This is a genomic window from Synechococcus sp. LA31 (assembly GCF_018502385.1).
In the GTDB taxonomy this organism is placed as follows: Bacteria; Cyanobacteriota; Cyanobacteriia; order PCC-6307; family Cyanobiaceae; genus Vulcanococcus.
Map to the genome: position 1 here is coordinate 249,611 of NZ_CP075523.1, position 25,510 is coordinate 275,120.

At 61.9% G+C, this 25,510-nt stretch carries 33 protein-coding genes; 14 read left to right on the forward strand and 19 right to left on the reverse strand.

What is annotated here, in order from left to right:
• Positions 1–30: 30 nt before the first annotated feature.
• From KJJ24_RS01300 to KJJ24_RS01310, 3 genes are all read right to left on the reverse strand, one after another.
• Positions 31–678: an NAD(P)H-dependent oxidoreductase gene (locus KJJ24_RS01300; RefSeq protein ID WP_214340287.1), complete on the reverse strand. Its 648-nt coding sequence runs from the start codon at positions 676–678 to the stop codon at positions 31–33.
• Positions 679–882: 204 nt separating this feature from the next.
• Positions 883–1,392, reverse strand: a complete 510-nt coding sequence (locus KJJ24_RS01305; protein WP_214340288.1) for a L,D-transpeptidase — start codon at positions 1,390–1,392, stop codon at positions 883–885.
• A gap of 90 nt (positions 1,393–1,482) precedes the next feature.
• Complete coding sequence (locus KJJ24_RS01310) at positions 1,483–1,824, reverse strand: hypothetical protein (RefSeq protein ID WP_214340292.1); 342 nt, start codon at positions 1,822–1,824, stop codon at positions 1,483–1,485.
• Between the two features lie 87 nt (positions 1,825–1,911).
• Between KJJ24_RS01310 and KJJ24_RS01315 the strand changes: the two genes are divergently transcribed.
• A complete protein-coding gene (locus KJJ24_RS01315) occupies positions 1,912–2,799 on the forward strand; it encodes a polyphosphate kinase 2 family protein (RefSeq protein ID WP_214340294.1) in 888 nt (295 codons plus the stop codon).
• A 10-nt stretch (positions 2,800–2,809) separates the two neighbouring features.
• Here KJJ24_RS01315 and KJJ24_RS01320 read toward each other — a convergent pair whose 3' ends face one another.
• Positions 2,810–3,892 (reverse strand): hypothetical protein, encoded by a 1,083-nt coding sequence (locus KJJ24_RS01320; RefSeq protein ID WP_214340296.1) that lies wholly within the window; start codon positions 3,890–3,892, stop codon positions 2,810–2,812.
• Between the two features lie 115 nt (positions 3,893–4,007).
• Between KJJ24_RS01320 and KJJ24_RS01325 the strand changes: the two genes are divergently transcribed.
• A complete protein-coding gene (locus tag KJJ24_RS01325; protein ID WP_214340298.1) occupies positions 4,008–5,015 on the forward strand; it encodes a DUF4912 domain-containing protein in 1,008 nt (335 codons plus the stop codon).
• 4 nt (positions 5,016–5,019) lie between these two features.
• Here KJJ24_RS01325 and rpaB read toward each other — a convergent pair whose 3' ends face one another.
• Positions 5,020–5,784, reverse strand: a complete 765-nt coding sequence (gene rpaB, locus KJJ24_RS01330) for a response regulator transcription factor RpaB (RefSeq protein ID WP_214340300.1) — start codon at positions 5,782–5,784, stop codon at positions 5,020–5,022.
• 194 nt (positions 5,785–5,978) lie between these two features.
• Between rpaB and KJJ24_RS01335 the strand changes: the two genes are divergently transcribed.
• Genes KJJ24_RS01335 through KJJ24_RS01345 form a run of 3 tightly spaced genes read left to right on the forward strand, consistent with a single transcriptional unit; the run spans position 5,979 to position 7,422 of the window.
• A complete protein-coding gene (locus tag KJJ24_RS01335) occupies positions 5,979–6,212 on the forward strand; it encodes a hypothetical protein (protein ID WP_250544844.1) in 234 nt (77 codons plus the stop codon).
• Between the two features lie 23 nt (positions 6,213–6,235).
• Positions 6,236–6,748 (forward strand): hypothetical protein, encoded by a 513-nt coding sequence (locus KJJ24_RS01340; protein ID WP_214340304.1) that lies wholly within the window; start codon positions 6,236–6,238, stop codon positions 6,746–6,748.
• Between the two features lie 5 nt (positions 6,749–6,753).
• Positions 6,754–7,422 (forward strand): DUF1345 domain-containing protein, encoded by a 669-nt coding sequence (locus KJJ24_RS01345; protein WP_214340306.1) that lies wholly within the window; start codon positions 6,754–6,756, stop codon positions 7,420–7,422.
• On the opposite strand, the gene KJJ24_RS01350 is transcribed toward KJJ24_RS01345, so the two are convergent.
• The 4 genes from KJJ24_RS01350 to KJJ24_RS01365 all read right to left on the reverse strand — a co-directional run bounded on the left by KJJ24_RS01350 (position 7,423) and on the right by KJJ24_RS01365 (position 12,852).
• Complete coding sequence (locus KJJ24_RS01350) at positions 7,423–9,462, reverse strand: hypothetical protein (protein ID WP_214340308.1); 2,040 nt, start codon at positions 9,460–9,462, stop codon at positions 7,423–7,425. It lies immediately after the preceding gene.
• Between the two features lie 10 nt (positions 9,463–9,472).
• On the reverse strand, positions 9,473–9,994 hold the full coding sequence (locus KJJ24_RS01355; RefSeq protein ID WP_214340310.1) for a hypothetical protein: 522 nt from the start codon (positions 9,992–9,994) through the stop codon (positions 9,473–9,475).
• Between the two features lie 3 nt (positions 9,995–9,997).
• A complete protein-coding gene (locus tag KJJ24_RS01360; protein ID WP_250544845.1) occupies positions 9,998–12,433 on the reverse strand; it encodes a heavy metal translocating P-type ATPase in 2,436 nt (811 codons plus the stop codon).
• 89 nt (positions 12,434–12,522) lie between these two features.
• Positions 12,523–12,852, reverse strand: coding sequence for a hypothetical protein (locus tag KJJ24_RS01365; RefSeq protein ID WP_214340312.1), 330 nt, complete (start codon positions 12,850–12,852; stop codon positions 12,523–12,525).
• Between the two features lie 94 nt (positions 12,853–12,946).
• Here KJJ24_RS01365 and KJJ24_RS01370 point away from each other — a divergent pair, with 94 nt between their 5' ends.
• Positions 12,947–13,990 (forward strand): hypothetical protein, encoded by a 1,044-nt coding sequence (locus KJJ24_RS01370; RefSeq protein ID WP_214340313.1) that lies wholly within the window; start codon positions 12,947–12,949, stop codon positions 13,988–13,990.
• On the opposite strand, the gene KJJ24_RS01375 is transcribed toward KJJ24_RS01370, so the two are convergent.
• Both KJJ24_RS01375 and KJJ24_RS01380 read right to left on the reverse strand, forming a co-directional pair.
• Positions 13,943–14,320, reverse strand: coding sequence for a hypothetical protein (locus tag KJJ24_RS01375; RefSeq protein WP_214340314.1), 378 nt, complete (start codon positions 14,318–14,320; stop codon positions 13,943–13,945). The genes KJJ24_RS01370 and KJJ24_RS01375 overlap by 48 nt on opposite strands.
• Positions 14,321–14,421: 101 nt before the next feature.
• Entirely contained in the window at positions 14,422–14,712 is a 291-nt protein-coding gene (locus KJJ24_RS01380) for a hypothetical protein (RefSeq protein WP_214340315.1), read from the reverse strand.
• 141 nt (positions 14,713–14,853) lie between these two features.
• Between KJJ24_RS01380 and KJJ24_RS01385 the strand changes: the two genes are divergently transcribed.
• The gene (locus tag KJJ24_RS01385; RefSeq protein ID WP_214340316.1) at positions 14,854–15,738 is read left to right on the forward strand and encodes a hypothetical protein; all 885 of its coding nucleotides are present in this window, start codon (positions 14,854–14,856) and stop codon (positions 15,736–15,738) included.
• On the opposite strand, the gene KJJ24_RS01390 is transcribed toward KJJ24_RS01385, so the two are convergent.
• Positions 15,707–16,318, reverse strand: a complete 612-nt coding sequence (locus KJJ24_RS01390) for a carbonic anhydrase (RefSeq protein WP_214340317.1) — start codon at positions 16,316–16,318, stop codon at positions 15,707–15,709. The two genes, KJJ24_RS01385 and KJJ24_RS01390, sit on opposite strands and share 32 nt — an antisense overlap.
• A gap of 35 nt (positions 16,319–16,353) precedes the next feature.
• Here KJJ24_RS01390 and KJJ24_RS01395 point away from each other — a divergent pair, with 35 nt between their 5' ends.
• Positions 16,354–17,025, forward strand: a complete 672-nt coding sequence (locus KJJ24_RS01395; protein WP_214340319.1) for a DUF1345 domain-containing protein — start codon at positions 16,354–16,356, stop codon at positions 17,023–17,025.
• Positions 17,026–17,238: 213 nt separating this feature from the next.
• The gene (locus KJJ24_RS01400; RefSeq protein ID WP_214340321.1) at positions 17,239–17,340 is read left to right on the forward strand and encodes a DUF4278 domain-containing protein; all 102 of its coding nucleotides are present in this window, start codon (positions 17,239–17,241) and stop codon (positions 17,338–17,340) included.
• A 73-nt stretch (positions 17,341–17,413) separates the two neighbouring features.
• Here the strand turns inward: KJJ24_RS01400 and KJJ24_RS01405 are convergent, their stop codons facing one another.
• Positions 17,414–17,884: a nuclear transport factor 2 family protein gene (locus KJJ24_RS01405; RefSeq protein ID WP_214340323.1), complete on the reverse strand. Its 471-nt coding sequence runs from the start codon at positions 17,882–17,884 to the stop codon at positions 17,414–17,416.
• Positions 17,885–17,910: 26 nt separating this feature from the next.
• Here KJJ24_RS01405 and KJJ24_RS01410 point away from each other — a divergent pair, with 26 nt between their 5' ends.
• On the forward strand, positions 17,911–19,209 hold the full coding sequence (locus KJJ24_RS01410) for a DUF2252 domain-containing protein (RefSeq protein WP_214340325.1): 1,299 nt from the start codon (positions 17,911–17,913) through the stop codon (positions 19,207–19,209).
• A gap of 42 nt (positions 19,210–19,251) precedes the next feature.
• Complete coding sequence (locus KJJ24_RS01415; protein WP_214340327.1) at positions 19,252–19,467, forward strand: chlorophyll a/b-binding protein; 216 nt, start codon at positions 19,252–19,254, stop codon at positions 19,465–19,467.
• Positions 19,468–19,525: 58 nt separating this feature from the next.
• On the opposite strand, the gene KJJ24_RS01420 is transcribed toward KJJ24_RS01415, so the two are convergent.
• Together KJJ24_RS01420 and KJJ24_RS01425 are read right to left on the reverse strand one after the other, a co-directional pair.
• The gene (locus KJJ24_RS01420; RefSeq protein WP_214340329.1) at positions 19,526–19,762 is read right to left on the reverse strand and encodes a chlorophyll a/b-binding protein; all 237 of its coding nucleotides are present in this window, start codon (positions 19,760–19,762) and stop codon (positions 19,526–19,528) included.
• 4 nt (positions 19,763–19,766) lie between these two features.
• Positions 19,767–19,910, reverse strand: coding sequence for a chlorophyll a/b-binding protein (locus KJJ24_RS01425; RefSeq protein ID WP_214340331.1), 144 nt, complete (start codon positions 19,908–19,910; stop codon positions 19,767–19,769).
• A 119-nt stretch (positions 19,911–20,029) separates the two neighbouring features.
• On the opposite strand from KJJ24_RS01425, the gene KJJ24_RS15030 reads away from it, so the two are divergent.
• From KJJ24_RS15030 to KJJ24_RS01435, 3 genes are read left to right on the forward strand one after another with little or no spacing between them, the layout of a single operon-like run.
• Complete coding sequence (locus tag KJJ24_RS15030) at positions 20,030–20,158, forward strand: hypothetical protein (protein ID WP_256437245.1); 129 nt, start codon at positions 20,030–20,032, stop codon at positions 20,156–20,158.
• Positions 20,159–20,171: 13 nt separating this feature from the next.
• Positions 20,172–20,354: a hypothetical protein gene (locus KJJ24_RS01430; RefSeq protein WP_214340333.1), complete on the forward strand. Its 183-nt coding sequence runs from the start codon at positions 20,172–20,174 to the stop codon at positions 20,352–20,354.
• A 57-nt stretch (positions 20,355–20,411) separates the two neighbouring features.
• Positions 20,412–20,591 (forward strand): hypothetical protein, encoded by a 180-nt coding sequence (locus tag KJJ24_RS01435; protein WP_214340335.1) that lies wholly within the window; start codon positions 20,412–20,414, stop codon positions 20,589–20,591.
• 270 nt (positions 20,592–20,861) lie between these two features.
• Here KJJ24_RS01435 and KJJ24_RS01440 read toward each other — a convergent pair whose 3' ends face one another.
• The 4 genes from KJJ24_RS01440 to KJJ24_RS01455 all read right to left on the reverse strand — a co-directional run bounded on the left by KJJ24_RS01440 (position 20,862) and on the right by KJJ24_RS01455 (position 25,431).
• Positions 20,862–21,467: a hypothetical protein gene (locus tag KJJ24_RS01440; RefSeq protein WP_214340337.1), complete on the reverse strand. Its 606-nt coding sequence runs from the start codon at positions 21,465–21,467 to the stop codon at positions 20,862–20,864.
• A gap of 246 nt (positions 21,468–21,713) precedes the next feature.
• Positions 21,714–23,315 carry a glycosyltransferase family 39 protein gene (locus tag KJJ24_RS01445; protein ID WP_214340340.1) on the reverse strand — a complete coding sequence of 534 codons (1,602 nt, stop codon included), beginning with the start codon at positions 23,313–23,315 and terminating at the stop codon, positions 21,714–21,716.
• Positions 23,316–23,416: 101 nt separating this feature from the next.
• Positions 23,417–24,733, reverse strand: a complete 1,317-nt coding sequence (locus KJJ24_RS01450) for a HAMP domain-containing sensor histidine kinase (RefSeq protein ID WP_214340342.1) — start codon at positions 24,731–24,733, stop codon at positions 23,417–23,419.
• Positions 24,734–24,747: 14 nt separating this feature from the next.
• Positions 24,748–25,431 (reverse strand): response regulator transcription factor, encoded by a 684-nt coding sequence (locus tag KJJ24_RS01455; RefSeq protein ID WP_214340344.1) that lies wholly within the window; start codon positions 25,429–25,431, stop codon positions 24,748–24,750.
• Positions 25,432–25,510: the final 79 nt, after the last annotated feature.

Here is a 25,510-nt window from a genome sequence, read left to right on the forward strand (position 1 = left end):
GGAGCGGGGTATCGGGGCGTTGGCGGCTGATCAGCGATGTTCGATTAGATCGGCTGCCGAGTAGCGCACTTTTGCGAGGCTTGCGTATTTGTCGCTTGCGCTGCGGTAGCCGCAGGCGCACACCACGCAGCTCTGATACTCGCTGTTCTCCAGGCCAAGGATGCGGTCGTAGTCAGCTGGGCTGAAACCCTCAATTGCACAGGTGTCCACACCGAGCAGGGCCGCACTGGTGAGCAGGTTGCCTAGGGCGATGTACACCTGATTGCCAGCCCACTGGCCGATCTTTTGGCTGCGGGGGCCATCAATTAGATCCACCTGGATCATTTGGCGGTAGCCATCGAGCAGGTTGGCCTCAATACCGCGGGTGGTGGCCGTGGCCTCGATGAGTCGATCGGCGTCAGCGGCCGTGATCGTGCGCTTGTTCAGCAGCACCACCAGGTGGGAGCAGTCGGTGATCTGGCTTTGGTTCCAGGAATGGGGCCGCAGTTCGCTGCGGATCGCCGCATCGGTGATCACGAGAAATTTCCAGGGCTGCAGCCCGTAGCTCGAAGCGGTGAGCACCAGGGATTGCTCGAGGCTGGCCCAGGTGGCGGAATCGATCTGGCGACCTGCTTCAAAAGCCTTGGTGGCGTAGCGCCACTGCAGCGCGTTCAGAAGGGTTTCGGAGCTGGCAGCCATCCGGAATCAAGCCCAAGGCGGTGGTGAGCGCATTCTCCGTCTTGGTGGATCAGCCATGCGAAAAGCCCCAGCTTGCGCCGGGGCGGGGGGTGTGAGGAATGGTGCATCTCAGTGAGGTGCCCCATTGCCGCCGGCTTGGAGCAGTGGGGCGCTGGTGGCCGCGCCGTCACCTCGGCGGTAGTCCATCCCTAGCCACGCTGGTGCTTACTGGGCAACAACCAGGGTGTTGGTGCCGCTGCGGCGCACCAGATCTGCCAGGGCGTGCATGTCGTTGGAGCGGATCAGGCCGATGCAGCCTGCGGTGCCGCTGTTCCAGTTGCGGCCGGCGCTGGGGTCGAGGTGGATGCCCAGTACGCGCCGGCCGGTGGTGAATTCCGGTTCGATGCCGATCCAGATCGGGCCCAGCTCCCTGGGGCCTTGGCGGCCGAGGGGCTCGATGGCGCCGATGCGATAGCTGCCTACAGGAAGGGGCGCCTCGCTACCCATCCGGTCGCGATTGGCGCTCTGCCGGTCGGCCCGGCCACTCACCGCATCGAAATGGCGGTCGGGTTCCCCAGGAATCTGCAGTCGAAGGTCCCAGATGGGATCACCAGTGCGCGGCAGACGGCGTGTTGTGCGCGCCAGCGTGAGCAAGGGGATGGGCTGCAGCTCCGCCGGTGGCGAGGCAAGCCCCACCTGCACGGCGGAGGCGGCGAGCAGCATCGGTAGGGCCATCAAGCGTCACCAGCGCGAAGCTGATGACAACTAGGCGTGATTGTTTTGCTCTAGTGAAACGAAATCCGGTTGGGCGGCTGGCACCCGCCCCTAGAAGCCGTAGGGCAGGCAGGCCTGCTGCACATCGGCCACCGAAGCCATCACCTCGGTAGGCACCGCATCCCGCATTGGCAGCAGCTTGATCACGGCCTCCAGCTCGCTGATCTCCTCTTTGCACAGGTGGGAGCTGTTGGCGTAGGCAGGGTTGCTTTTCAGGGCGTTCACCCGCGCTTCCGCCTGACGGCAGGACTGGGCGCTGCTGCTTTCGATGCAGGCCTGGACGCCGCTCTCCAGCGCCCACAGGCTCTGGCCAGCGGCGGCTGGACCTGCCCCGAGCACCACAAGGACAGCAAGGGCTCGGTTCAGCGGGCGTTGCGGGGAGAGGGTGAACATTGATCGGCTCCGGTCGCCACCGATTGTGGCGTCGTTGCTGACATCGCGCCTGCCCCTGGCCAGCTTGTGGTCAGCTCACCCACGCCTGTGGCTGATCACCAGCACCGCCTCAGCCATCCCTACCGCATCACCAGCGGCGATGGCTTTCAGCTCCATCAGATTGATCCCGGCAGCACCGATCACACCCAGATCAGTGACAAACACGCCGCTGAGGCTGCTCTGGCCAATGGGGTGGAGCGCATGGCCGAGCTGCAAGACAAGCTTTATGCCCAGGACCGCTGGGCTCTGTTGCTGGTGTTTCAGGCGATGGATGCCGCCGGCAAGGACGGCACGATCAAACATGTGATGAGTGGGGTCAATCCCCAGGGCTGTCAGGTGAGTTCGTTCAAGGCACCTTCAGCCCTCGATCTCGATCACGATTATCTCTGGCGGGCTAATCAGTGCTTACCAGAGCGGGGCCGGATCGGCATTTTCAACCGCAGCTACTACGAGGAAACCCTCGTGGTGCGGGTGCACCCAGAGCTGCTGGCACGGCAGACCATCCCAGAGGTTCTCGTGGGCCACGACATCTGGCAGCATCGCTTTCGTGACATTCGTCATTACGAGGATTACCTTAGTCGTAATGGCGTTGTGGTGCGCAAGTTTTTCTTGCATGTGTCGAAGCAGGAGCAGAAGCGTCGTTTCCTTGAGCGGTTGGAGAATCCCGAGAAGAACTGGAAGTTTTCGGCAGCGGATATTCGTGAGCGGGCCCACTGGGATGCCTATATGGAGGCCTATGAGCAGATGATTCGCCACACCGCCTCAGAGCACTCTCCCTGGTATGTGGTGCCTGCCGATCACAAATGGTTCACCCGTCTAGTGGTGGCTGATGCGGTGATTGATGCGCTGGAGTCGCTCCATCTGGGTTATCCAACAGTGAACGACCAGGCCCGGCGCGCCCTCGCCGAAGCTCATCAGCAACTTTTGAACGAATAACAATCCAGGCTCAGCTGACCGCTCGACCGAGAATTAGCAGGCAAAGGGCTCCGGTGATTGTGGTGATCTGATAAACCAAATCAACCCGGTTGATGCGGTCCATCACTTGAGTGTGCTCGGCCTCTGGTGCACGGCTGATCAGATTCGTACCCCACACGAACAGCCAGAATTCAGCTGTTGCCACCAGATAACCGAATAGATACAGTTTGTCGAGAAAGGTGAGGTAATCGAGGGCAGGTAATTGAGAGTGTGCACCTTCCTGCAGAAACACCAGGGTGAGTAGGGCCGTTGAGGGGATCGCCAGGCGGAGGTCGTTGAGATTGCCCTCTAGATTGGGTGCCAAGAGCAGGATCACCATCACCGCTAGCCAGGGCAACACGAAGCGATAAAACGCAGCCCAGCCATTGGTTCGGTAGTTGATCTCAAAGGTGGCCATGCTGTAATCACCCGCATTGGCGACGCCTTCTTCGCCAAAGCCTGTGGTGTAGGAGTGAATGGCACTGGAACTGGTGGCTCCTTCTACTGCGTAGCCGTTGAGATTTACGGAATCACCCTTGAGTTCTGCATTGCTCACCTTTGGCACCAGTACCACTCCCTCAGAGCCCATGGAAAATTGGGATGGACGTGTCTCAAGCATGATCGGAAGCTCCAGGCTTTCGAATGGAAAATTGCGCAGGTTCTGCCGATTGTCGTAGAATTTGCTTGAAAATCGGAACAGCTGTAAGTAACGCCCGCCCGGCAGGGCTAGAGGTTCGTTGCTATCGAGCTCGAGTTGTGCGTCATAGCTCTCCACCTGATTCACCAGCTCCACAAGTTCTGTCAGTGGAATCTGATCAGCCGCAATCAATTGTTGGATGGTTTCGGGCCATTTCAGCCAAAACCATCCCTCGGCTGAGAAAGTTTTGTCTTTGAGCGAAAGATTGTAGATATTTTTGATATGCATGCCCACCTCGATCTGGCGGGTGGCCGGCACCACAGGTGCCGGCTTCAGCTGTGGGTTGGGGTCTTCGGCGCTGCCCAAGGTGGAGATGCTGAAGATCACTACCACCACCAGGCTGATCAAGCCGGCCAGCCAAGACCGTTTGAGCTTCATTGCGCAGCCGGATCCCCTAAGGGGCTCAGGCTACGGGCGGTAGGGATGTGCTGACACGAGCGCTCCGCAGCGCGGCATGGCGGCGAACATGACCGCATGTAAAGGAGATCACGAGATGACCGAGACCAAGCGTTCGCTGGGCTGGCTGAAGAAGTTCATCCCTTCCGCCCTGCGTTCCGGCTCGGCTTCCACGCCCGCGCCTGTCGCTGATGTTCCTCAGGCGCCGTCTACATCCCCTTCGCGAGACCTGGCATCAACGGCCATGAACACCCACGTGGTGTTTCTGCCCCGTGACCCGCAGTGGGCCTACTGCTTCTGGGCCATCAGCGAGAGCGATCGCCACAAGGCCATCGAGGCTGGTGCCACCAGCTTGTGCCTGCGCGTGGCCGATGTCACCGGCCTTGGCCTCGATCAATCCCGCCCCCACGCCTTGCAAGAGCTGGTGGTGGATCAGCACGCCAGCGAATGGTTTCTGCCCGTGCCGGTGGATGGGCGCGACTACCGCGTCGAGCTGGGCTACCGCCTCCGTGGTGGCGGTTGGTATTCCCTGGCCTTTTCGGCTGTGGCCCAGGTGCCGTCCATGGAGCCCAGCCAGCGGGTGGCGGATGCCTTCGTGCCCTTCAGCCTTGATCAGCCGGTTGAAACCTCCACTCCTGAGGCGAGCGTGGGTGGCGGTGTAACCCACGAGCAGATCTATCAGATCGCCACGGCTGCCGGAACCCGCAGCCGCCGCGTGGGCTCCGAAATCCTGCATGAGTCAGAAGGTGGCCAGCAGGGGCTGCTCAATGATTCAGGCGCCGGCATCTGGGTCAGTGGCCGCAGCGAGTCTGGCAGCGGCCTCGTGCGGCAACGCTCTTTCTGGCTGGTGGCCGATGCTGAGCTGATCGTGTACGGCGCAACTGATCCCAGCGCCAGCCTGTTCATCGGTGATCAGCAGGTCCCCCTCTCGACCGATGGCACCTTCCGGGTGCATGTGCCCTTCCGCGACGGACAACAGCTCTATCCCATTCGTGCCATTGCGGCCGACGGCGAGCAGGAGCGCTCGATCCGCTTGGAATTCGAGCGCACCACTCCCGAAGCCCGCGTGAATAGCCGCGAAGACGCCGTGGCTGAGTGGTTCTGAACCCTCAGGCCACGTCGACGGTTTGGGCGATCCGCTGGAACATATAGCCCATACCCCGAGCTGTGAGGATCAGCTCGGGGTTTTCTGGATCGTGCTCGAGCTTGGCCCGCAGTCTGGAGATGTGCACATCCACCACTCGGCTATCAGAGGCGCGCTCAGGTTTGTAGCCCCACACCTTCTCCAGCATGTCGAGGCGGCTGATTGGCTCACCTGATCGGCTGATCAGTAGCTCCAGCAGATTGAATTCCATGCCGGTGAGACGGATGCGTTCATCGCTTCGGAATGCTTGGCGGCGGTTGAAGTCAACGATCAGATCACCCACGACCACGACATTGGCGGCCTTTCCGCCCGCTCCCCCTGCGGCACCATTGCCGGTGTTGGCCCGGCGCATCACACAGCGGATGCGCGCTTCAAGCTCCTTGGGGCTGAACGGCTTCACCATGTAGTCGTCAGCGCCGAGCTGCAGGCCGGTGATCCGATCCGCCACATCCCCCAGGGCGGTCAGCAGGATGATGGGAACTTCGGATTGAGCCCGAATCCGTTCCACCACCGCGAAGCCATCAAGCTCCGGCATCATCACGTCGAGCACCACAAGATCGGGCTCAAAGCCGCGGAAGATCTCCAAGGCTTCAGCGCCGTTTTTGGCCGCCAGCACCTCATGGCCCTGCATGGCCAGACGGGTTTCGAGGATGCGGCGGATATTGGCCTCATCGTCAGCCACCAGGATCTTGAGCCCTTCATCCCGGCTGGATTCACTGATCTGGGTCATTACTACACACCGTCTCTCCAGGCAGTGTCCCTTTGAAGCCAAGCGGAATGGGGTGAATCGGCTGAGGTTAGGGGCGACTGTTACATGGCAGCTCTGGCGCAACACCGGCACGGATATCCGTCATCTGGAGCACCCCCACTCGCTTCAAGGCACACCAGAATCATGGTGGGAACAGGGAAATAGACATGCAAGAGATGGTGTTCGAGCTTCTCAGTGATCAACCCGGGCATCTCCAGGCGCTGGAGCCCCGGTATCGGCTTCGCATCCAGGCCACCAACCTTGAGGAGCTGCAGCATGAGGCGCGTGAGGCCTTGATCGCCCAGTTCGGCCCTTCTCATGTGGCCTACAGGGTGAAGTTGCGTCGTTCGGTGCGGCATCAGACACATGGCCGCGCAGCGGCTGCCGGAACGACTGCAGTTTTCGGCTGATCGGGGCAAAATGGCAGCACTTCATGGTTCAGGCCTTGGCTCAGCCGGATCTGGTGCCGCTCTCCCAGCTGGAGAACGACCTGGGCATCAGTCGGGTCGACCTGTTGCTCTTGCTGCGGCGTTTGGGGATTCAGCCGATCCGGCGCGGCATGCGCACGTTGCTCAGCGCTGATCAGGCTGAACAACTGGCGGCTCACGTTGGTAGTGGTGCGTCGCTGGAAACGATCACGGCTGAACTGGTGCTGGATGAACCAGGCCACGACAACCTGCCAGTGCCGGTGGGTGAGAGCTGGGGTGAAGCGGCCCGCTATGCCCAGTTGCGCCTGCTGCGCGAACGGCTTGAGATCCTGGAAACCCTGATGCGCAGCGGCATCGAGCTCGATAGCCGCCAGCTGTGCGATCTGCTGGAGTTGCGCCGTCTTCCGGCTGCTCAGCCATTGGATGACGGCTCGATGGGTTTTATCCGCTTGGGTCTCCAGTTTTCCCGCAGCCAGCGGCTGGGTCAGCGCAGCAGCTGGCGGATCGCCAAGATTTGAACACCATGGCCCAACATCCGGTCGCCTTTGGGGATCTGGGCCGAGGCCTACGGGCTTTGGTGTTTGGCACCGCAGTGATGGTGGTGGGGCTATTGGCCCAGCTGCACCCCGCTGAGGCACTCACCCTGTCGATCCTCTTCACCATGCTGGTGGATCTGTTGCGCATGGTGCAGGCCTCGCTGCGGCTAGATGCTCAGCGCACCAGACAGGTGTTCTCCACCTGGCAGCCGAATGGCAAGCGGCTGTTGCGCCGCACGGTGTTTCTGGCCTTCTTGAGCGTGTTGGTGCTCAGCTTCTGCGTGCATGATGTGAAATTAGGGCAGGGGCTGTTGCCGCCACCCTTGCGCGTCAGCTTGTTCTTTGCAGCACTATTTACCACTTGGCTGGAGTTGCATCTCAGCTTCGCGGTGTTTTACGCCAAAACATATTTTGCAGGTAATCCTGAGCCTGCAGCAGATGGCGATCAGGCTCAGGTGTTTATCTTTCCTGGCTCTGATGAGCCTCTGTTTACTGACTTTCTCTATGTTGCGTATTCGGTGGCTCTCACTTTTGCCATGAGCGATGTTGACCTTGAAGATGGCGTGGCCCGGCGCATTGTGCTCCTTCAGGCGATTGTGAGCTTCCTCTTCTATTCAACGATCTTTAGCATGGTCACCAATCTCATGGTGAGCTAGCTAGAAGGATTCGCGCGTATGGCTGCGGAAACTATTGATATTGCGCAGCTCCGCCAGGAGCAGGGGTATATCGGCCAAGAGCACTGTTTGCAGCGGGCTGATCGCCATCCCGGCTGTGGCCACCGATGACAGCATATGGGTGAGGCCGATCATGACGGCATTGCCATCAGCGGTGTCTTTTAATCTCCTGCTCAGTACTACCAACCTTGGCAGCCATTGGGGATCTCGGCTTAACGACAGATCGCAAAGCTTGTTGGTGAGCATCCCGGCCTCATCAAAATCAAGGCCGATGGCCACATCGGCTCTGGTCAAGGCGGGGAGGTCGTGGATCACATCACCCATGTAGCCCACCCGTTGGCCGCCAGCCTGGTATGCCTCCACCTTCTGCAGACGTTCGCTGGCCTCGGCTGGATCATTCACGGAGCGGCCCACCACTTCCACGGCAATGCCCAGCTGCTCCAGTTGCTGTTGTACTTGCTCCCAGTTCTGATTGGGGGTGCGTTGAAGGTTCACGGTGCCCAAACAGCGCTCGTTCTCACGGAATTCCAGGGGTTCCACCACCACGCCACGGCTCAGGCCTGAGGCCTCAGGTCGGCTGCCCATCACAACTTGCAGTTGGCGGCCGTCCTCAAGCTCAACCTGCCAGCCCTCTTGGTTGAGATCGTTTAGTTCAAGATGCTTCACCGGGATCGGATTGATCACGTTTTCCAGTTGCGCGTTCCACAGAGGCACGGTGCTGTCTTGCACCAGCCACTGCTGCACGCCGGCCAGGATCCGCACCAACTCGCCGCGGCGGAGCCCGCTATCGGGAGCGGGGGCTTCCATGATCTCGAGTTGAAGGAGCCGCTCCGCGCAGCTGTGGCTCACCAGCAGACGTTGGATCTGCCCCAGATCGCAGAACACATCCGGGTTGGCGATGTTGATCCCATGCAGACGCAGCTCGGTGGCCGCTGCGAGGCGATTGGCGTTGCGGCTGGTTTCCCAGTCGTTGATCGGATTGAACTGAAACGCCGCCAGGGCCTGCTCACTGGCGCCGCGCACCGCCCAGAAGCTACCAAGGGCAAACAGCAGCGGGTTGATGAAGCGCTGGCCGGCTTGCCATCCCAACCGCTTGCTTTGTTCCTGCCGCGGTGGGGGTAGTTGGAACAAGGGGCAGTCGGCGAAGGCCTGCACAACCTCCACTTCTGCTGTGCCCGACAGCACGAGGCAGCCCGGCTCCATTGCATCGCTGGGACGGAATTGGTGCGGATGCCAATCGCCGGTGAGCTGTCGGTTGATGGCCACCAGCGCACCACTCACAATCCGGCAGGGCACGAACACCGGATCGCCCGGCTCTAGCAGGATCCGTTCTCCCTTGCAGAGCTGGCCGATGGGTTTGTCGCATCCTCCAGGTTCTGCTGTGCGCGCCCGTTCCTGTTCGGCCAGCCGGGTGATGAGATTGCGGTAGTCGGCGCGGCTCAGTTCGTGATGGCTCGCCTCTTGCAGGATTTGGCTGCCGTCATCGAGGGCGAGATCCATCAGAGCCTCCCTCGGAAGCCCTTGCTGGAGCAGCACAGCGCTGAAGCCCAGATCCAGCGCTTCCACCGGCACCACGCGCCGGCGCCGCAGAGTTCGGATCAGCTCCAGCAACACCGGCACCATCAAGAGGGCTGTTGTTGCCTGCAAGGCCAGCAACGGCACCCCCACCAGCCAATCCACTCCGAGGAGTCCGGCACAGAGTGCTGCATGGCGCACACTGCGTTGGCTGCGCCGGCTGCCCCGTGTGATGTCTTGCAGGGAGGTGAAGCCGTGGGGAAGCGTGAGGGCCAGCTGCAACAGGGCGTTGAGCCCCTCGCGGCGCCTGGCCGGGAATCGAAGGCTCAGGCATCCGGCAATGGGGTTGATTCGGAAGCCCTCGAGCCAGTGGCAGCCTGTGAGCACCGTGCGGCAGTGGCGCCGCAGGGCTTCCGATTCACTGAGCCCTTGGCAGCGCAGCCTCAGTCGGCCTGGCAGATCGCTGCGGATCTCCCAGGCCGAAGCCACCGATGCCAACGCCACCATGTCCACCACGTCAGAGTGCAGGGGCAGCGGTAAACGGGCGCCGCAGCTTGAAGGCGGTTTCCACCAGGACAAACGCCAGCAACAACAGAGGAAATCCCGGTGCGAGCGGCAGGATCAACCCCACGATCCCTGCGAGCAACAAGAAAGCCGCTAAGCCCAGCAGCCCACTAGCGGCCAGAAAGCTGGCCAGGTTGGCCGGCGCCAGGAACCAGTGCCTGAGGTGCGAAGGCCACTCACGCACCACCTGCACCCGCACCTGCACCACATCGGGTTGAGGTGGCGTGGCGCCACTGCGCGCGAGAGCTGCTACAAGGCTTTGCCAGCCCTGTTGTTGCTGGTGCGGAGCAGAGGTGTTGGCTTCCAAGAGCAGGGTGCTGCAGTGGCGGTTGAGGCGCCAGCGCCATTGGCCGGGGGGGAGAGCTGCCCCAAGCTGCTGCTCCAGTTGATCCCACTGAATCGGCGTTGCGCTGCGCAGCCGATACCGCCACCGATTCGGTAGGGCATGCACCAGCTCTGCGCAAGTCGACACCATGGCTTAGGCCGTTGCGCGCAGATAGCTGTTGGAGCGATGGCAATACGACCACGCATAGCCAGCGGGATCGAGCGACTGAATCCAGCTGCCGAAATCGCCGCGCTTGCGTCGTGCCGTGATGCTCTGGTGTGCCACACCCAACCGCTTTGAGAGCGCCGACAAGCTGATGGCCTCAGGCTGCTGCTGCTCCTGCGTCTCGATCACGGGAGCTGCAGGCTCGCTGGCCGGAGTTGGGGCCGGGGCCGGCGTTGCAGTGACCTTGGCTGGGGCCAGTTGCTTGCCCTTAAAGCCAAGCACGCGCATGGCGTTGGCGGCAGCCACGAGGGCAGAGCCATTGTTGAGCACTACGGCGGCGATTGGGCTCACGGGCAGGAAGGTGCCCAGCAGCAGCGCCGAGAGGTTCGGAACACCCACGATGCCGATGTTTTGCTTCACCAGGCCGAAGGTTTCACGGGCCAGGTCTTGAGCCACGATCAGATCCGACACCTTGTCGTTGGTGAGCACGATGTCGGCCGTTTCGCGGGCTAGATCACTGCCGGAGGCAAAGGAGATCGATACATCGGCGTAGGCCAGAGCGGCGGAGTCGTTGATGCCATCACCCACGAAGGCCACCTTGTGGCCCTGGAGGCTGAGCTCCTGCACGAGCCTGGCTTTCTCATCAGGCAAGGCATCGGCATGCACCTCTTCTGGGCGTAGGCCCAGCCGCTTGGCCACGGCATGGGCCACGCTGCTCACATCGCCGGTGAGCATGTGGGCCTGGATGCCGCGGCGGTGCAGTTCAGCCACCATCGCCTGGCTATCCGGGCGCAGGGCGTCAGCGGCATAGATCACCGCCACCACCTTGCCATCCACGGCCAGATACACAGGGGTAGCCGTTTCAAGCTCCGGATCCACGCTCGGTGTGGCCGGCTCTAGCTGTTCTTCGCGCAGCAACTTGGCATTGCCCACCAGCACTTGGTGGCCGGCGATGGTGGCAGCCACGCCACGGCCGATGCGGTAATCCCAGGCTTCGCAGGCATCGGCTTGCACGCCGAGGTGTTCGGCGTGCTTCACGATCGCTTCAGCCACTGGATGGTTGAGGCCCTGCTCCGCTGATGCCGCCAGCTGCATCAACTTGTTGATCGAGTGGGCACCAGACACCACTTCCACATGCACCACCGAGGGATGGCCCTGGGTGAGGGTGCCGGTCTTGTCGAACACCACCACGTCGATGTCGACGAGTTGCTCAAGCGAACGGCCGCTGCGGATCAGCAGGCCCTGGCTGCCAGCCCGGGTGAGGGCCGCCATGATCGCCGTGGGAACCGACACACGCAGGCCGGTGCCCAGATCAAACATCAGCAGTGAAGCGGCCTGGGCCACGTTGCCGCCGCTGAGTAGGAGCGAGAGGCCTGCCAAGGCCAGGGTGGGCAGCACGAAGCGATTGGCCACCTTGCCCGCCACGTTGCCGACACGGGTGTCGTACACCGGGGCCGATTCAATCATCGCGGTGATCTGACCCACGCGGGTGGCTTCACCCACGGCTTGGGTTTCCACCACGAGGTTGCCTTCGAGAAGAATGAAGCCAGCCAGCACCTCATCGCCAGGGCCGGCGTGGCGGGGCACAGATTCACCGGTGAGCTTCACCACATCGAGTGAACCCTCGCCACTTTCGATGCGGCCATCCACTGGGATCTGATCGCCGGGGAAGAGCGCGATGCGATCGCCGATTTGCAGGCTGGTGCTCGGCACGATCACCTCGGCGCCATCCACCAGCAGACGCACATCGGTCTGCAGGCTGGCCAACAGATCGGTATTGGCGGAGTGGGCGATGCGCTGGGTGGCATCGCGCACAGCTTCGCCCCCTTCGATCATCGTGATCATCATCGCCGGGCCCAGCAGGAAACCCTCCAGGCTGTGAAGGGTTACGGCAAGTGCGTCGAGGAAGTCAACGTTGATCTTGCGTTCTTCCTTCAGGCCCTGCCAGGCACGCTTGAAGCTGAGGTGGGCTGACACCAAGATGAAGCCCGCTACCGCGAGCGGGGGTAGCGCCAGGGGGCCGGCCAGCAGGGCCAGGGCCAAGGAGCTCACCGGCAGGATGATCCGGCTGGGCACGAAGCTCTCGTCGTCTTCGCCATTGCCGCTGTTCTCGGCTTGTTTGGCTGCAGGTTTGTTGGCGGGTTTCTCAGCCAACTGTTCGAGCGCAGGCAAGGCACCGGGCAGCTGCTTCAGCCACTGCAGCGGATCCACCCCGGCCTGCTGGTCAAACTCCACAACGCAGCAGCCGGCGACGCTGTTGAGGCGTACATGCTTCACCTCGCTGGCCTGGCTCAGAGCCTGCTGCAGCTTGGGCCAGCTGTTGGTGGAGCCGCCAACGCGGAAGCGCACCCGCTTAGGTCCGTGGTGCAGCACCTGCTCCACGGTGTAACCCGTTACGACCGAGCTGCCTTTGGCAACAGGCACAACGGAAAGATGGGGCAGGCGGGGCGATTCAGCGAGCACGGTGTCGGAAGCGAGAAGGAATCAGAGGCAAGAGGTGCGCGTGGGCTGAGTCAGTCGACCTTCACCTTGGTGATCGCCTTCTCACTGGCAGGAGCAGCGTCGCTCGCTGCGCCGCTCTCATCCATCTCAGATTTGGCTTCAGCCACCAGATCCACAAACGATTCAGCCGCCTCCGCAGCCGTGCGAGCCACATTGCGGGCTGCCGTGCCAGCCACGCCCGCCACCGTCACTCCCACCTTGATGCCGTTCTTGGCCATGGATTTGCCCACAGTGCTCATCGAGTCGCTGAGCTGGTGATTGCCCATGCGGCGCACCATGGGCGCCATGGCCACGAGGCCGGCGCCAACGCCGAAGGCAAGGGCGGTTTCGAGCTCGAACACTGCGCTAAGGGTTATCAATTTGTGGCTGAGTGTAAAGCTGATTCGGCGCGATGTTGCTGCATGGCGGCATGGATCAGCACACCGTTAAGTGTCAATGCTTTTGCAACGCTTCCAACTGCATTTCGTGAGCGCGGATCTGCCCTCGCTGGCTTGCGCTGTTGTAGCCGCCCAGGGCCGCGGTGCTGTGCTGGATCTCAGCGGCGAGCAATGGCTTTCGCAGCGTGCAGCCCTGCTGCCTGAGCTTGAGCTTGAGCTGCACACCTACCGCGCCGTGCCCTATGCGCTTGGGCTCTGGCAGCAACTAGAGCCGCGCTTGGCCGATTGGTTGCAGTTGCTCGAGCTGCAGGCGTTGCAGCCCTTGCTGATTCCGCCGCTCCCTGGGGTCGACATGCTGCTGCGTTGCCTGGCGCTGGCGGAAGCCTTGGAGCAGAACGCTGAGCTCACAGTGCTGCTGCCGGCCCCCTCTGAGGCAATGGCGTTGCTGGAGCTGGCTCGCACTGGCCCAGCCTTGGTGGAGACGCTCCTGGAGCCCTTGCTCAGCTGGTGGGATCAGACCCGCCAAACGTTGGCCAGTTTTGAACTGGTGCTGCGTTTGCGGTTGCCCTCCGCAGGCAGCCTGCGCCTGGATCAGCGTTGGCGCCAGCGGCTCGAGCACATGGCTGCCCTGCTCGCCGTGGATGGGCCCTGGCAGCTCAGCCTGGCCTTGGAATGCGCCGACACGCAGGCCGAGCTGCTGCGTCAGCGGCTCAGCTGCCTCTGCATGCGCGGTTTTATGCCCAATCGGCTGGGTTTGCATGGCCCTGCAGCTGGGGCTGTGTTGGCCGACCCTCCGAGTTGGTGGCCCCAGCAACTTCCAGGCGTTGAGCTCTCCGATCCCTTCAGCATGGACGCTGCCTCAGCGTTGCTTCATCTCGAAGCTGTGCGTTTGCAGAGCCGGTTTGATGCGGCTGCAAGCATGGTGCGGTTGCCGCTACCAGGGGTCACCAAGGCCGAGCTCGACGTGCAGCAGTGCGGCGCCACTTTGGTATTGATTGTGGGCGGGCAGCGCAAGCTTGTGAGCCTTCCTGATGGGTTGCAGGAGCGGCAGTGCTCAGGCGCCCGTTTGGAGCAGGGTTGGCTCGAGTTGCGTTTCGTCTGAATCCGCCCGCTTTTCAGGCCGCCAACCCAGCCACCAGGCCATTAGAAAAAATGGTGTGCCCGGCAGGATCGGAAGGGCCCAGCCTGCAATCGCCAAGGCCATGAGCACTTTGATCGACCCTTGCCGGGTTTGCCCCAACCACCGATCCATGGGGGTAGGAGGCGCGGCTGGACCATGCACAGCTTGAGCTTCCAGGGCGGCTTGCAGGAGGCCCGCAACCAGAGCAGGGCAGATCACCACATCCGGCTCATGGCAGATCACCACGCCCTGGCGGTGGGCTGTTGCTCGAACCTGAATGCCGGGGTGTAGGCGCTCCAGAACGGAGCTCATCAGCTCCAGCTGAGTTGGCGTGAGGCCTTGGGTGCAATGAAGCCGGAGCCGATGGGGTAGCTGATGGCGAATAGCCAGCGCACCAACGGCTCCGGATCGACTCACTTGGCGGCCTTACCAGGCTGGGCCAGATCGGCTTTGGCTTCGGCCAGCACATCGGTAAAGCTCTCGCCCACCTCGGCCAGGCCGCGGCTGATGCCTTTCACGGCACTGGATGTTTTGTCGGCGACGACCAGGCCAATCTTCAGGCCCTGCTTGGTGATGCTGCGACCGGTGCCGCTCACGGCACCGGTGATTTTGCTGTCTTTGCCGGCTACGGCCGCCACCACGGGCGCCAGTGCCATCAGTCCCGCACCGAGACCAAAGGCCAGCAGAGTTTCGAGCTCCAGCATGACGAATCAGAGTTGATGTGTTGGCGGCAGAGTAACGCTCGCGAGCGGCTCATGCCCTATCGCGGCTTGGATTGAGCAGCATGGTGTGAGCCAGACCACACAAATCGGGAGCTCACGGTGGACGCGTTGCCTCTCCAGTTGATGCACTCCACACCACAGCGGCTGCGGTTGCGTTGTTCAGCCGACCGACCGGTCGAGGTGTTGAGGGAGTTGGTGGCGGCCCTTTCGGCTCAGCCTTGGGTGCAGGCCGTGCAGCTGCGCCAGGCCAGCCGCAGTGTGGTGATTGAACTGGTCGCTGGCTGCTCGCCGCTGCGCTGGCAGCTGGCTCTCTCCGATCTCGGCTGCCACTTGGTGGATCGCCGCCTCCACGACTCTGCTCCCGTTTCCACCTGGGAGCGGATGACGCGCCAGATCGGCGGCAACATCATCGGCGCCACAGTGGGCCAGGTGGTGCTCGGTGGCGGGGCGGGGTTGCTGGGGGCGTGGTTGCTGGGGCCGCGGGTTGGTTTGCTCGCTGGAGCCTGCGGTGCCCTGGTGGGATCGGTGGTGGGATCGGTGGCGGGAGGGGAGCTTGCCGACGGCGAGAGCCCTTTGCGCAAGGGCGATCTTGGTGCCGTAACGATCCGCAAGATCGGCGGCAAACTCGGTGAGGAGGCCGGCTGGAGCACTGGTGCTGCCATCGGAGCGGCCCTAGCCGGGCCCGCTGGGGCCGTGGCTGGCATGACACTTGGCTCGATCGTGGCCGGGCAAGCCGTGGAGGATTTGATTCAGAACCGCGGCCGTGCCAAGGGGGTTGGTCGTCTGAGCTGGCTCGTGAGCCTGAGTGAAGATCAAGCGGGTGAGCGAGTCACCGAAACGGTGATGGCCGGCTTGGGGCGTGGCCTCAGCGGCGGGCATGAGTGGGGGGCTCAGCTGGGTACGCGCCTGGGCGCCTCTGTGGGCCGCAAGATCGACTGGGCCAGTTCCTGGAGCCACCACCAACTGGTGAGCCGGATTAAGCCCCGAGCTGCGCTCCCAGCCACTTGACCTCGAGGTTGTGCAGCTCAAAGCAAGCCGCGTGAACTTCGAGCTCACCGCTGTTTAAACGTTCTCGCAGCAGAGCGCTGCTCTTGATCATCTCCTGCGCTGTGATCTTGGAATGGAGGGTGTAGGCCGCCGCCAAATCCACCGGGGGCACCAGAGCCAGCCCACCGGCTTTGAGTCCGTTGCGGATGTGCCCCACGTGATCCATCAGGTTTGGCGTGAGCAGATGCTCGGGGGAGCACGCGGCCCCCACTGCACCGCAACCGGCGTGGCTCATGACCACCACCACCGGCACGTTCAAGGCTTCAACGGCGTATTCCACCGAGGCCAGGCTGCCGGGTGTGGAGGCGTTGCCGGCGTTGCGGATCACGAACAGATCACCGAAGCCGCTATCAAACAGCAACTCCACGGCCACGCGTGAATCCGAGCAAGTGAGCACGGCCGCCTGCGGGGTCTGGCCGGCCTCCAGCTCATGCAGTCGTGCTTGGCTCGCATGGGGGTGAATGGAGCGCGCCTGGCGAAAGCGCTCGTTGCCCTCTTGAAGGGCCTGGATCACCTCAGCGGGGGTGGCAGTGCAAGTCATGCTGGTTAGTGTGCCGAAATCTGGGCTTTTGTGCTGTGAGTCCATCGCATCCAGCCTGTTTCCGCGATAGCAGCCGCTTTCTACGGTCGCTCTCGGTTGGGATCGTGGTCACCCTGGTGTTGGTGGAGCCACTCCGCCTTAGAGAAGCTTTCCCGATCGGCTTCCTGGCGGCGATTGCCTTCGATCAGACCCTCTTTTTTTTGGAGTCTTTTCGGGTGAACGCCCGCGAGACACGCGAGATCTTCGGCCGCTGGCTACCGAGCCGAGCTTTGTTGCTTGAGCGCACGGTGATCTTCACCTTCATCAGCGTGGGGCTGCTCAGCCTCTGCGTGCGTGATGTGCACAGCACTCAGTCGGTGTTGCCTCAAGACTGGCGCACCTTGATCTACTTCGCTTCGTTGTTTGGGTCCTGGTTGCAGATGCATAACGGCTTTGCGATCTTTTACGCCAAGAAATATTTCAGGCTCAACCCTTTACCATCGGCAGACGGCCCGAATCCCCAGGGGTTCGTGTTCGCAGGGTCAGATGAGCCCGAATTCACCGATTTTCTCTACGTGGCGTATGCGGTGGGGCTCACCTACGCCATGAGCGACACCAACCTCGAAGACAGCTCGATTCGGCGCGTGGTGCTGTTCCACTCTGTGGTGAGCTTTCTCTTCTACTCAACAGTGATCTCGGCGGTGATCAACCTGTTCACGTCTGGCTGAGTGCCGCCTGATCCCGCAGGCTGTGAACGTAACGAAATGCGTGCAAACCCGATCGGATGGCTTGAACGGTAGCGGCGTGAACGCCCCTAGATCGGCCGCGGCCCCAGACTGTGCTCGTAGCAATTGCTACAAAAGCGTTCACCTTGCTTCTGCGAGGCGCAGTTCGATCCAGGCCATGGAACGGGGACCTGGACTTGTCTGTGGACAACAACCATGACCCTCACCTATCGCGGCCAGAAGTACGAGCAAGCCAAGCAGGCTGCTCCTCAGCAGCACCATGCCCTCGCTTATCGCGGCATTCGCTACCAGAAGTGATCCAGCCTCGGTGTTGATCACTGAGCCCCGCTTCGGCGGGGCTTTTTTGTGGCCATCAACCCACCTGGCTGATTCAGCTCACGAAACGCTTGTAGAGCCAGCGCACGAACCCACCCAGTACGGGCACGGGGCCAAAGGTGGGGCCCACAAAATCGAAATAGTCGCGGTGATCCACGATCTTGCCCTCGTCGTTGAGCAGCAAGCGCGTGGCTCCCGGATAGATGAATTCAATGCCCTTGATCTTGAGGCCCATCTCCCACTCCACAAAGGCTGTGTTGCCCTCCAGGGCAATCGAGAGCGGCTTCAGCAGCACGTCATCGCAGCGTTTTAGCAATCCCTCCTGGGCTGCCAGGTAGGCATCGAGCCCTTGTTGTTGTTGGGTGGGGTCTTCAAAGATCACCGCTTCGCTGTAGGCGGCGCGCCACTGTTCGGCGCTTGGGGCTGGTGCTCCGTAAGGCTTGCTGAAGAGGGCGCGCAGGCTGGACGTGTCCACGGTGATGAGCGGCGGTGACCATTGTGGCCAGGCCTTCTGTCTCGTTGCCATCCTGAAGGCAGCTGATGCAGCAGTGGATGGTGGTTTCCGGCGCGATGCAGCGTGACCCGCTCACGCTGCTGCTGGATCAGGAGACGCAGCGCCTGGAGTGGCTGCTGCCGGTGCGCCATAGCCGCATGGCCGAGAGCCCGTTTGCTTACTTCCGCGGTGCGGCGGCCGTGATGGCGGCCGATTTGGCTCGCCACAACCATTCAGGCCTGCTGGTGCAGCTCTGTGGTGATGCCCATCTGCTCAATTTCGGGTTTTTCGGCTCGCCGGAGCGCCAGTTGTTGTTTGACATCAGCGATTTCGACGAAACATTCCCAGGCCCCTATGAGTGGGATGTGGTGCGCTTGGCCACCAGCTTTTTGCTGGCTGCCCGCAGCAATGGCATCGGTGATGCCGAGCAGGAGGCCATCTGCTGCCGGGCTTTGCGTTCCTATGCCAAGGCGATGCATCAGTTCGCTGCCATGCCGTTCATGCCGATGTGGGTGGCGCGGCTGCCGCTTGAGGCCTTGATCAAGGAGCGTGGCAGCCGCAATTTCCGCGAGCACCTGCGCCATGTGGTGGCCGCCGCTCTCCATCGCGATAGCCGGCAGGCCGTGCGCAAGCTCTGTGAAGCCGATGCCAATGGTGGGCTGCGCTTTCGCCACGACCCGCCGCTGCTCTGGCGGCATGTGGAATTACCGCCTGGTCTGCTCGGGGGGCTGCACTGGCGCGAGTGGGCGGAGCATCTGTTCGAGAGCTACAAAGACACGCTCCGCGCTGACATGCGTCATCTGCTCTCGCGTTACCGCTTGGTGGATGCGGCGCTCAAGGCCGTGGGTGTGGGTTCGGTGGGCACCCGCTGTGCGGTGGGGTTGTTTATGGGGGAATCCGCCGACGACGTGCTGGTGCTCCAGAGCAAGCAGGCGGTGGGCTCGGTGCTGGCGCCCTACCTATCGGGGCCGGCGCCGGAGCATCAAGGTGAACGGGTGGTGCAAGGTCAGCGGTTGCTGCAAACCGCGAGTGATGTGTTTCTGGGGTGGACTCGCTCGCTGCTCCATCACGACTTTTACTGGCGCCATTTCCGTGATTGGAAAGGCTCTGTGGAGGTGGAGTGCCTCAATGCCGACGGCCTGAAGGATTACGCCAGGCTCTGCGGCTGGACCTTGGCCAAGGCCCATGCCCGCAGCGGTGATCGCCGAGCGATTGCGGCGGATCTCGGGGCGCCGAAAGCGTTTGCCCAGCGGCTCGGTGATGTGGTGGCTCAGCATGCCCAGTGGGCGCAGGATGATCACGCCCTGTTGCTGGAGGGCATTGCCCGGGGCCAGATCTCGTCGAGCCCCGTCGTTTGATCCGAGCGGGGCAATAGCCTTGGCCCCCAACGATCCGTCAGCGTGGCAAAACCCGACTATCTCTACGAACCACTGGAAGCCTTTGGCGAAGGGCTTACCACGCGGCGCCCTTGGAACACCACCGCATTGGCTGCAGTGGAGCGACTCAATGGCCGGGTGGCGATGCTGGGCTTTGCCGCCGCTCTGATCGGCGAGTGGCTCACCGGCTACGGACCGGCTGGTCAGGTGGTAGCGCTACTGCGCTGGTATCTCTCCTGAGCACAAAAAAACCCGGGTATTAGCCCGGGTTTATGGGGTCAGACGATCGTCTGAAGCTTCAGAAGCAGAACGGCAGGAATTGGGTCCGGCAGGCGGCGTAGCCATCCACGAGTGCACCCAAGCCGATCTGATGGGCAATGCCGGAACCGGTGAGCCCTTCAGTGATGATCCCGATCACGATGCCGAGCATGGCTGCTCGGCCGTTGAACAGTTCAACGCGCTTCAGCTGCTCCATGTGGATTTGCTGAGTGGCGCGATTCCAGTACCACTTCTCGTTCGCGGGAGTGTTGGTCATGGCTTCAGCCCAGTCCGATTTGGGTGAGGATGCCTTGGCCGGTGAGCAGCTCGGTGCCCAGGCCGATCACGAAGCCGAGCATGGCCAGGCGGCCGTTCCAGGTTTCGGCGAAAGCAACGAAACCAAAGCGGGAAGTGGTGTCGGACATGAGACGTTAAGGAACGTTTCAACGACTGTAACGGATCGTGAAACCTTGTGGCCATGGACGTGCGGGTTTCCTGTTTCGATGCAGACACATCGGCGAGTGGATCCCACGAGAATGCCGTCATGGACAACCGTTTCCCCCTCTCGATCCTTTTTTCTGTGCTCGTCGTGGCGGTGCTGCCCCTGATGCTCGGGCTCTACTGGCGTGGACACATGGATCTCGGCGCCGTGCTGAGCCATCTGCGCACCTGATTCGGCTGGTGGGATGAGTCCGATTTTTCCGTGCAAAGGCTGCGGCACGTTCATTGAGCGATCCGCCCAGCACTACCGGCGTCTGAAGGGCATGGTGCTCTGCTCCACCTGTGCCGATGCCCGCAGAGAGCAGGAGGCGCGAGCGCGGTTGCACCCGTTGCAGCGGTTATGGAATCGCTGGTTCAAGGCGGGCTGAGCCTGGTTGACAGGCGCAGGCAGTATGGCTAGTACATGCGTACTTCGCTTGGTTGCTATGGCGGTTGCCTCTCCTTATGCGGTGTTCCGTGCTGCCGATGTGATCTGGCCGCCGCCTTTGCCGCCGCTGCCGCCAGTGGCTTCCGCTGTGCGACCCGCCAAGCGACCACGCCAGCGACCCATCTCGGCGCTGGTGCATCAAGGCGAACTGTTTCCGCTCAGCCCCGTTTCCGTGTGAACTGCGTGAGCCAGTGGTGCGGCATGTCGTTGTCACGCACCTGGAGGCGAAACATCGAATTGGCCAGAGCTCCATGCCCACCGTGCCGTGAATGTTGATCCTGTCTCCGGGTGCCTGGGCCGGCAGGCGAATCCAGCGTCGATTGTGGTTGGCTAATGCCACTACTCCGCTTAGCCATGCCAGAGGAACCAGCGCGGCTACGCCACCATGCAACAGCCGCAGTAAGGCGGGCTGATGCGGAGGCGTAGGAGGCATGGCTGGATGGGGCGTCTAGACGTTGGCTGCGTAGATCTTGCTGACCTTGGTGAAGACACCGTCTTTGTCGGGGTCGCTGAAGGTGCTGATTTCGCTCCCGTAGCGCTCTTGCTCCGTTCTGATCAGGTTGGTGCCGTCAAAGCTCCAGGTCTCGTCGTAGTCAATGCTTTCTGGCTTCCAGTGGCCATCGTTGAATTCCTGAAGATTTGTCACCTGTCCATTCACTAGGTCAAAGCGATAAGCATCCTCTCCGTAGCCTGATCTGTACTTCCGATCATCATCGTGCCAGTCGTCATCGCGGCTGCGATTCATGGTGGATGTTCCGCCAGAAATCACCAGATCGGAGCTGGTCTCTTGGGCAAAATTGTTGGCCTTGCCGAGGTTTGTGCGCTGCCAGATGCCATCGCCATTGTCGTCGTTGTAATAGCGCACACGGTTCCGGCGCTCATGCACCAGTAGGCCATCCTGAAGGTAGTAGCGATCGTTGCGGTCGATGTCTTCGCGCTTCCACTGCCTGTCATCCCATTCCTTCACTTTCACCACCTTGGAGCCGCGGGTGCGGATCTTCAGGGCGTCATCACGATCATTGCTGTAATCGTTGCCGTAGTTGCCTCGAGACATCGAGTGGATTGTTCCGAACTGATGCAAACGTAGCGAGTAACTCGTGAAGAAGTCGTGAGCGGAATTGCTGCAATTAAGGGCTTATTCGCTCTACTCTGTAGCGCCTGATCGTGCTGCTGGCCAAGTCCGGAGGATTGTTGTGATGAACAGGTTGAGGCGTGCGGATTTCTTGACTGTCGTGTTAGGGCTGGTTTTGCTCAGAAGCCATCGCGGTCTATCGGGTTCTCGTGTGACTATTTGAGCCTTTCAGCATGGTTGGCAGCGAAACAGATCGGGTGCCTGGGGTTTGGCAGTGGTCGCTTTGTGCAACAACGTGCAGCTCAGTCTGTCGTTGGTGGGATTGTCGAAGCTCAGCACCAAGCGTTGCGCTTCGCCGTTGCGGATTTCTCGCCGGCCTTTGCGGCCTGAGATCAGTTCTTGGCCGAGGTACCAATTCAGGCTTGGTCGTTCATCCTGCTGCAGTAGAAGCACTGGGGCCCGCGCTAGAGCTTGGGGTTGAGCCTTGATCCCGCTGAGCACCTCTAGTGCCGACCAATTCTCCTGCAATTCCCATAGCCAAAGCTGGCTGGAGAAGAGGCCAAATAGGGCCAACCAGAGCAGCAGCACCAGTGCAGCTGCCCCAAGGCGCCGCTGGCTGGATTGCGGTCTCATTAAGAGCCCTCCACCCACCACGAGGGCCAGGCCAGCCGGTGTGGTGATGGTGGCCGGCAGATTGAGCTCTCCTTGCAGTGTGAGCAGGAGCGCGCCAGCAAGCATCCAGAAGCATGGCAACCACTTGAGTGCATGTGCCAGCCAGATCGGCTGCTGATTCGGGCGGCGGATCAGTTGCGCAAACAGTGGGCCAACGCTCACGGCAAAGGCTGGCCAAAGGAGATGGCTGTACCAAGGCAGTTGTGTGCGCAGCGGCAACACCGCGGCCGCGGTGAGCAGCGTGAGCCCCAGGGCCCAGTAACCCCAGCGCTCATGCCGTTGCCTGAGCGCTGCAACCATCGCGATGGGCCAGAGGGCCAACCAGGGCCAGCCGCCCTCGAGCACCTCCACCACCGGCACGATCACCCCATCCCGGTGCCCTTCAACGGCATTCACGATCCGGGCGAAGCCCTGACCTCCCCACATGCTGAGGGCCTCCGGCCCCCGCTCCAACAGATGCCAGCTATGCCAGAGCACCCCGGGCAGGAGGCCCACGCCGATCCACCCCAGCAGCGGCCACCAACGCTGAAGAGGCCAGCGCCGTTCGCACGCGAGGAGCAAGCAGGCTCCGAACAGCAATGGCAGGGCTGTCGGAGCCTTGATCAGCAGCATCGCCGAACCGGCGAGGCCAGCCACAATTCCCCACGTGCTTTGCTCGGCTGCTCTCGGCTGACGAGGGAGGCTCAGCAGTGCCCACCACTGCAGGGTCATTGCAGCAATCAGGCTGCCATCGAGCATCGCCAGGCGGCCATGTCGCATCAGGGGCAGCAGGGTGAGGCTGACTGCCGCGGTGCACACAGCGGCAAGGCGATCGCCTGGTCTCAGTCGCCACTGCACGAGGGCCACCAAGGGCACGATCAGGCTGGAGCAGAAGGCCGGCACGGCCCTTATTAGCCACTCTGGCGGCACCTGCCGGCTCACTTCAGCCCCATGGCTGCTTCGCCAGAGCTGAATCGCTGCTGCGATCAGCCCGTGGATCAGAGGTGGCTTGTTGAGATAGTGAGCTCCCCAGAGGGTGGGCAGCAGTTGGCCTGGGAAAGGCCGGAGGCTGATCTCCTCGGCCACGCGGGCTACCAGCCCTTCATCCCAGTCGCGCAGGGGCACATCGCCGAGATGGCTGAGCAGCAATACCAGAGCCCCCACCCAGGCCAGGACCACCCACGAACGCCAAGAGATCTGAATGGCGATCACACCAGAGGACGCTGAAGCCTTTCAGGTCTGAGTGAAGAACTGGTGAAGAGCTGGTGAAGAATTCGCCTTCATGGGCAGCTGGGCAAGAGAACCACCATGCGGCAGCCGCCCGAGCTGGTCGACTGCGCTTCGATCGAGCCTCCGTGCACGTCTGCAATGCTCCGTGCGATGGAGAGCCCCAAGCCTGAATTTGGCCCTGTGCGGGATGCATCGGCCTGCCAAAAACGCTCAAAGACCAGCTGCCTTTGCTCGGGCGGAATGCCTGGACCCTGGTCATCCACCACCAGCGCAAGCTGATGCCCTTGTTGGTGGATTGCCACGCGCACGGAGGAGCCAGCGGGTGTGATTTGCATCGCATTCACCAGCAGATTGATCATCAGCCTGCGCAGCTGATCGGGGTCGCCGGTGACCCAGGCGGGCCGTTGCAGATCCAACGCCAGCTGAACCCCCAGGTTGCGGGCGCGCTCCTCATACAGCGCCAGTAGATCCTCCGCTAGCTCCGCTAGGTCGAAGCGGCGCCAGTGCTTGTGATCCGGCATGGTGCGATCCAGCCGAGTGAGCAGCAGCAGGTCGTCCACAAGGGTGGCCATCGCCGTTGTGGCTTGATCAACCAAGGCCAGCTTGTGCGCCAGCTCTGGCTCGGCTCGCTGCAGATAGCCCCGCTCTCGCACGCTGCCCATCACGGCGCGAATGGCGGTGAGGGGGTGGCGCAGCTCATGCGAGGCATCACTGGTGAATCGCACCAAGCGGTGAATCTGATCGCGGATGGGCTTCAAGGAGGTGCCCACCATCCACTGGCTCAACACAGCGGCCGCCAGTGCTCCCATGGCGCTGCCCACCAGTAGTCCATTGCGCAGACGCATGAGTTCGCGATCCGCATTCGCCGTGGAGACAGCGCTGAGCACATAGCCCTCCAATTGCCGATCGGATGCGGATGTTTCGCGCAGATAGACCGGCCGCCAGTAGGCGATTCCGCTTGGAAGATTCAGATATTGGCGCTGATCAAACTGGGATGTGGGCAAGACAGCCTGCAGATCAAAAGGCATCGTGCCGAATTGGCTGAGCACGATGCGGTTTTTGTTCAGCAAGACGATGCGCTTTTGGTCAAGGTTGGTGGATCCTGCATCCAACAGAGCTACATGCCCTGATTCCAGATGAGCGGTCTGACTGGGCAGCAGGTTGTATTCCTCCACCTCATGCAGGATCAGCGGCATCTGGGATGCAGCTGCTGAAGCCAGTTGTTGCACTTGTTCGCGCAACAGGGCTGTGCGTGCCCGGCTGACTTCCAGGAATACCGCCAGGCCGAACACCAGCAAAACAAAGGCAGAGATCACCACATAACGGCCTGTGAGTTTCCGGCGGATGCGGCTGAGATCAGGCTCCATGGCTTGCGGCACCCTCAAGCGTGGCTGGCGTTGAGCCTGAAACCAACGCCATACACCGTTTCCACCAGATCGGGAGGAGCGCCGGCTGCACTGAGCTTGGCCCGGATGTTCTTCACATGCGTTTTCACACTTTCATTGCCCGGCACATCGGCCCAGTGCCACGCCGCTTCGATCAGTTGATCCTTGGAGCAGGTGCGCCCAGCTGCCTTGAGCAGAGATTCGAGTAGGGCATGTTCTTTGGGGGTGAGATGCAGGTCCTGATCGTCGTAGCTGGCGCTGCGCCCATCCAGCGTCAGCATCAGCAATCCCCAGCGCCAGTCGTGTTGCAGCGGTCGCGATGCCCGCCGCAACAGGGCCTGAATCCGTGCTCTGAGCAGGGTTGGTTCAAAGGGTTTCACCAGGTAGTCGTCGGCCCCTTGCTCGAGCCCGGTCACGTTGTCATCGAGGCTGTCGCGGGCGGTGAGCATCAGCACCAGCGGCTGGTTGATGGGCAATCGCCGCAGCCGTCGGCATACCTCCAGGCCATCGAGGCTGGGCAGATTGAGATCCAACAGCACCAGATCAAATGCACCGGCCTCCAGCAGTTGCAGCGCCTTCAGTCCGTCGTCACAGGCTTCGGTCACCAGGCCCCAGTGTTCGAGGAGCTCGATCAGCGCATCTCGGATGACGGGGGCGTCTTCAACGATCAGCACCTTCATGCCAGGGGGGAGAGCTGCCCTGCTCCAGCTGGTGGCTTGATCATCGATCCCCTCCGGTGAAGAACTCGTGAAGCCCTTC

Bases quoted from the DNA above. Each gene is read 5' to 3' on its own strand.
- KJJ24_RS01300 (WP_214340287.1), bottom strand. From the start codon at position 678: ATGGCTGCCAGCTCCGAAACCCTTCTGAACGCGCTGCAGTGGCGCTAC.
- KJJ24_RS01305 (WP_214340288.1), bottom strand. From the start codon at position 1,392: ATGGCCCTACCGATGCTGCTCGCCGCCTCCGCCGTGCAGGTGGGGCTT.
- KJJ24_RS01310 (WP_214340292.1), bottom strand. From the start codon at position 1,824: ATGTTCACCCTCTCCCCGCAACGCCCGCTGAACCGAGCCCTTGCTGTC.
- KJJ24_RS01320 (WP_214340296.1), bottom strand. From the start codon at position 3,892: ATGAAGCTCAAACGGTCTTGGCTGGCCGGCTTGATCAGCCTGGTGGTG.
- KJJ24_RS01325 (WP_214340298.1), top strand. From the start codon at position 4,008: ATGACCGAGACCAAGCGTTCGCTGGGCTGGCTGAAGAAGTTCATCCCT.
- rpaB (WP_214340300.1), bottom strand. From the start codon at position 5,784: ATGACCCAGATCAGTGAATCCAGCCGGGATGAAGGGCTCAAGATCCTG.
- KJJ24_RS01335 (WP_250544844.1), top strand. From the start codon at position 5,979: ATGGTGTTCGAGCTTCTCAGTGATCAACCCGGGCATCTCCAGGCGCTG.
- KJJ24_RS01340 (WP_214340304.1), top strand. From the start codon at position 6,236: ATGGTTCAGGCCTTGGCTCAGCCGGATCTGGTGCCGCTCTCCCAGCTG.
- KJJ24_RS01345 (WP_214340306.1), top strand. From the start codon at position 6,754: ATGGCCCAACATCCGGTCGCCTTTGGGGATCTGGGCCGAGGCCTACGG.
- KJJ24_RS01350 (WP_214340308.1), bottom strand. From the start codon at position 9,462: ATGGTGGCGTTGGCATCGGTGGCTTCGGCCTGGGAGATCCGCAGCGAT.
- KJJ24_RS01355 (WP_214340310.1), bottom strand. From the start codon at position 9,994: ATGGTGTCGACTTGCGCAGAGCTGGTGCATGCCCTACCGAATCGGTGG.
- KJJ24_RS01370 (WP_214340313.1), top strand. From the start codon at position 12,947: ATGCTTTTGCAACGCTTCCAACTGCATTTCGTGAGCGCGGATCTGCCC.
- KJJ24_RS01375 (WP_214340314.1), bottom strand. From the start codon at position 14,320: ATGAGCTCCGTTCTGGAGCGCCTACACCCCGGCATTCAGGTTCGAGCA.
- KJJ24_RS01380 (WP_214340315.1), bottom strand. From the start codon at position 14,712: ATGCTGGAGCTCGAAACTCTGCTGGCCTTTGGTCTCGGTGCGGGACTG.
- KJJ24_RS01385 (WP_214340316.1), top strand. From the start codon at position 14,854: ATGCACTCCACACCACAGCGGCTGCGGTTGCGTTGTTCAGCCGACCGA.
- KJJ24_RS01390 (WP_214340317.1), bottom strand. From the start codon at position 16,318: ATGACTTGCACTGCCACCCCCGCTGAGGTGATCCAGGCCCTTCAAGAG.
- KJJ24_RS01400 (WP_214340321.1), top strand. From the start codon at position 17,239: ATGACCCTCACCTATCGCGGCCAGAAGTACGAGCAAGCCAAGCAGGCT.
- KJJ24_RS01405 (WP_214340323.1), bottom strand. From the start codon at position 17,884: ATGGCAACGAGACAGAAGGCCTGGCCACAATGGTCACCGCCGCTCATC.
- KJJ24_RS01410 (WP_214340325.1), top strand. From the start codon at position 17,911: ATGGTGGTTTCCGGCGCGATGCAGCGTGACCCGCTCACGCTGCTGCTG.
- KJJ24_RS01420 (WP_214340329.1), bottom strand. From the start codon at position 19,762: ATGACCAACACTCCCGCGAACGAGAAGTGGTACTGGAATCGCGCCACT.
- KJJ24_RS01425 (WP_214340331.1), bottom strand. From the start codon at position 19,910: ATGTCCGACACCACTTCCCGCTTTGGTTTCGTTGCTTTCGCCGAAACC.
- KJJ24_RS15030 (WP_256437245.1), top strand. From the start codon at position 20,030: ATGGACAACCGTTTCCCCCTCTCGATCCTTTTTTCTGTGCTCGTCGTG.
- KJJ24_RS01430 (WP_214340333.1), top strand. From the start codon at position 20,172: ATGAGTCCGATTTTTCCGTGCAAAGGCTGCGGCACGTTCATTGAGCGA.
- KJJ24_RS01435 (WP_214340335.1), top strand. From the start codon at position 20,412: ATGGCGGTTGCCTCTCCTTATGCGGTGTTCCGTGCTGCCGATGTGATC.
- KJJ24_RS01440 (WP_214340337.1), bottom strand. From the start codon at position 21,467: ATGTCTCGAGGCAACTACGGCAACGATTACAGCAATGATCGTGATGAC.
- KJJ24_RS01450 (WP_214340342.1), bottom strand. From the start codon at position 24,733: ATGGAGCCTGATCTCAGCCGCATCCGCCGGAAACTCACAGGCCGTTAT.
- KJJ24_RS01455 (WP_214340344.1), bottom strand. From the start codon at position 25,431: ATGAAGGTGCTGATCGTTGAAGACGCCCCCGTCATCCGAGATGCGCTG.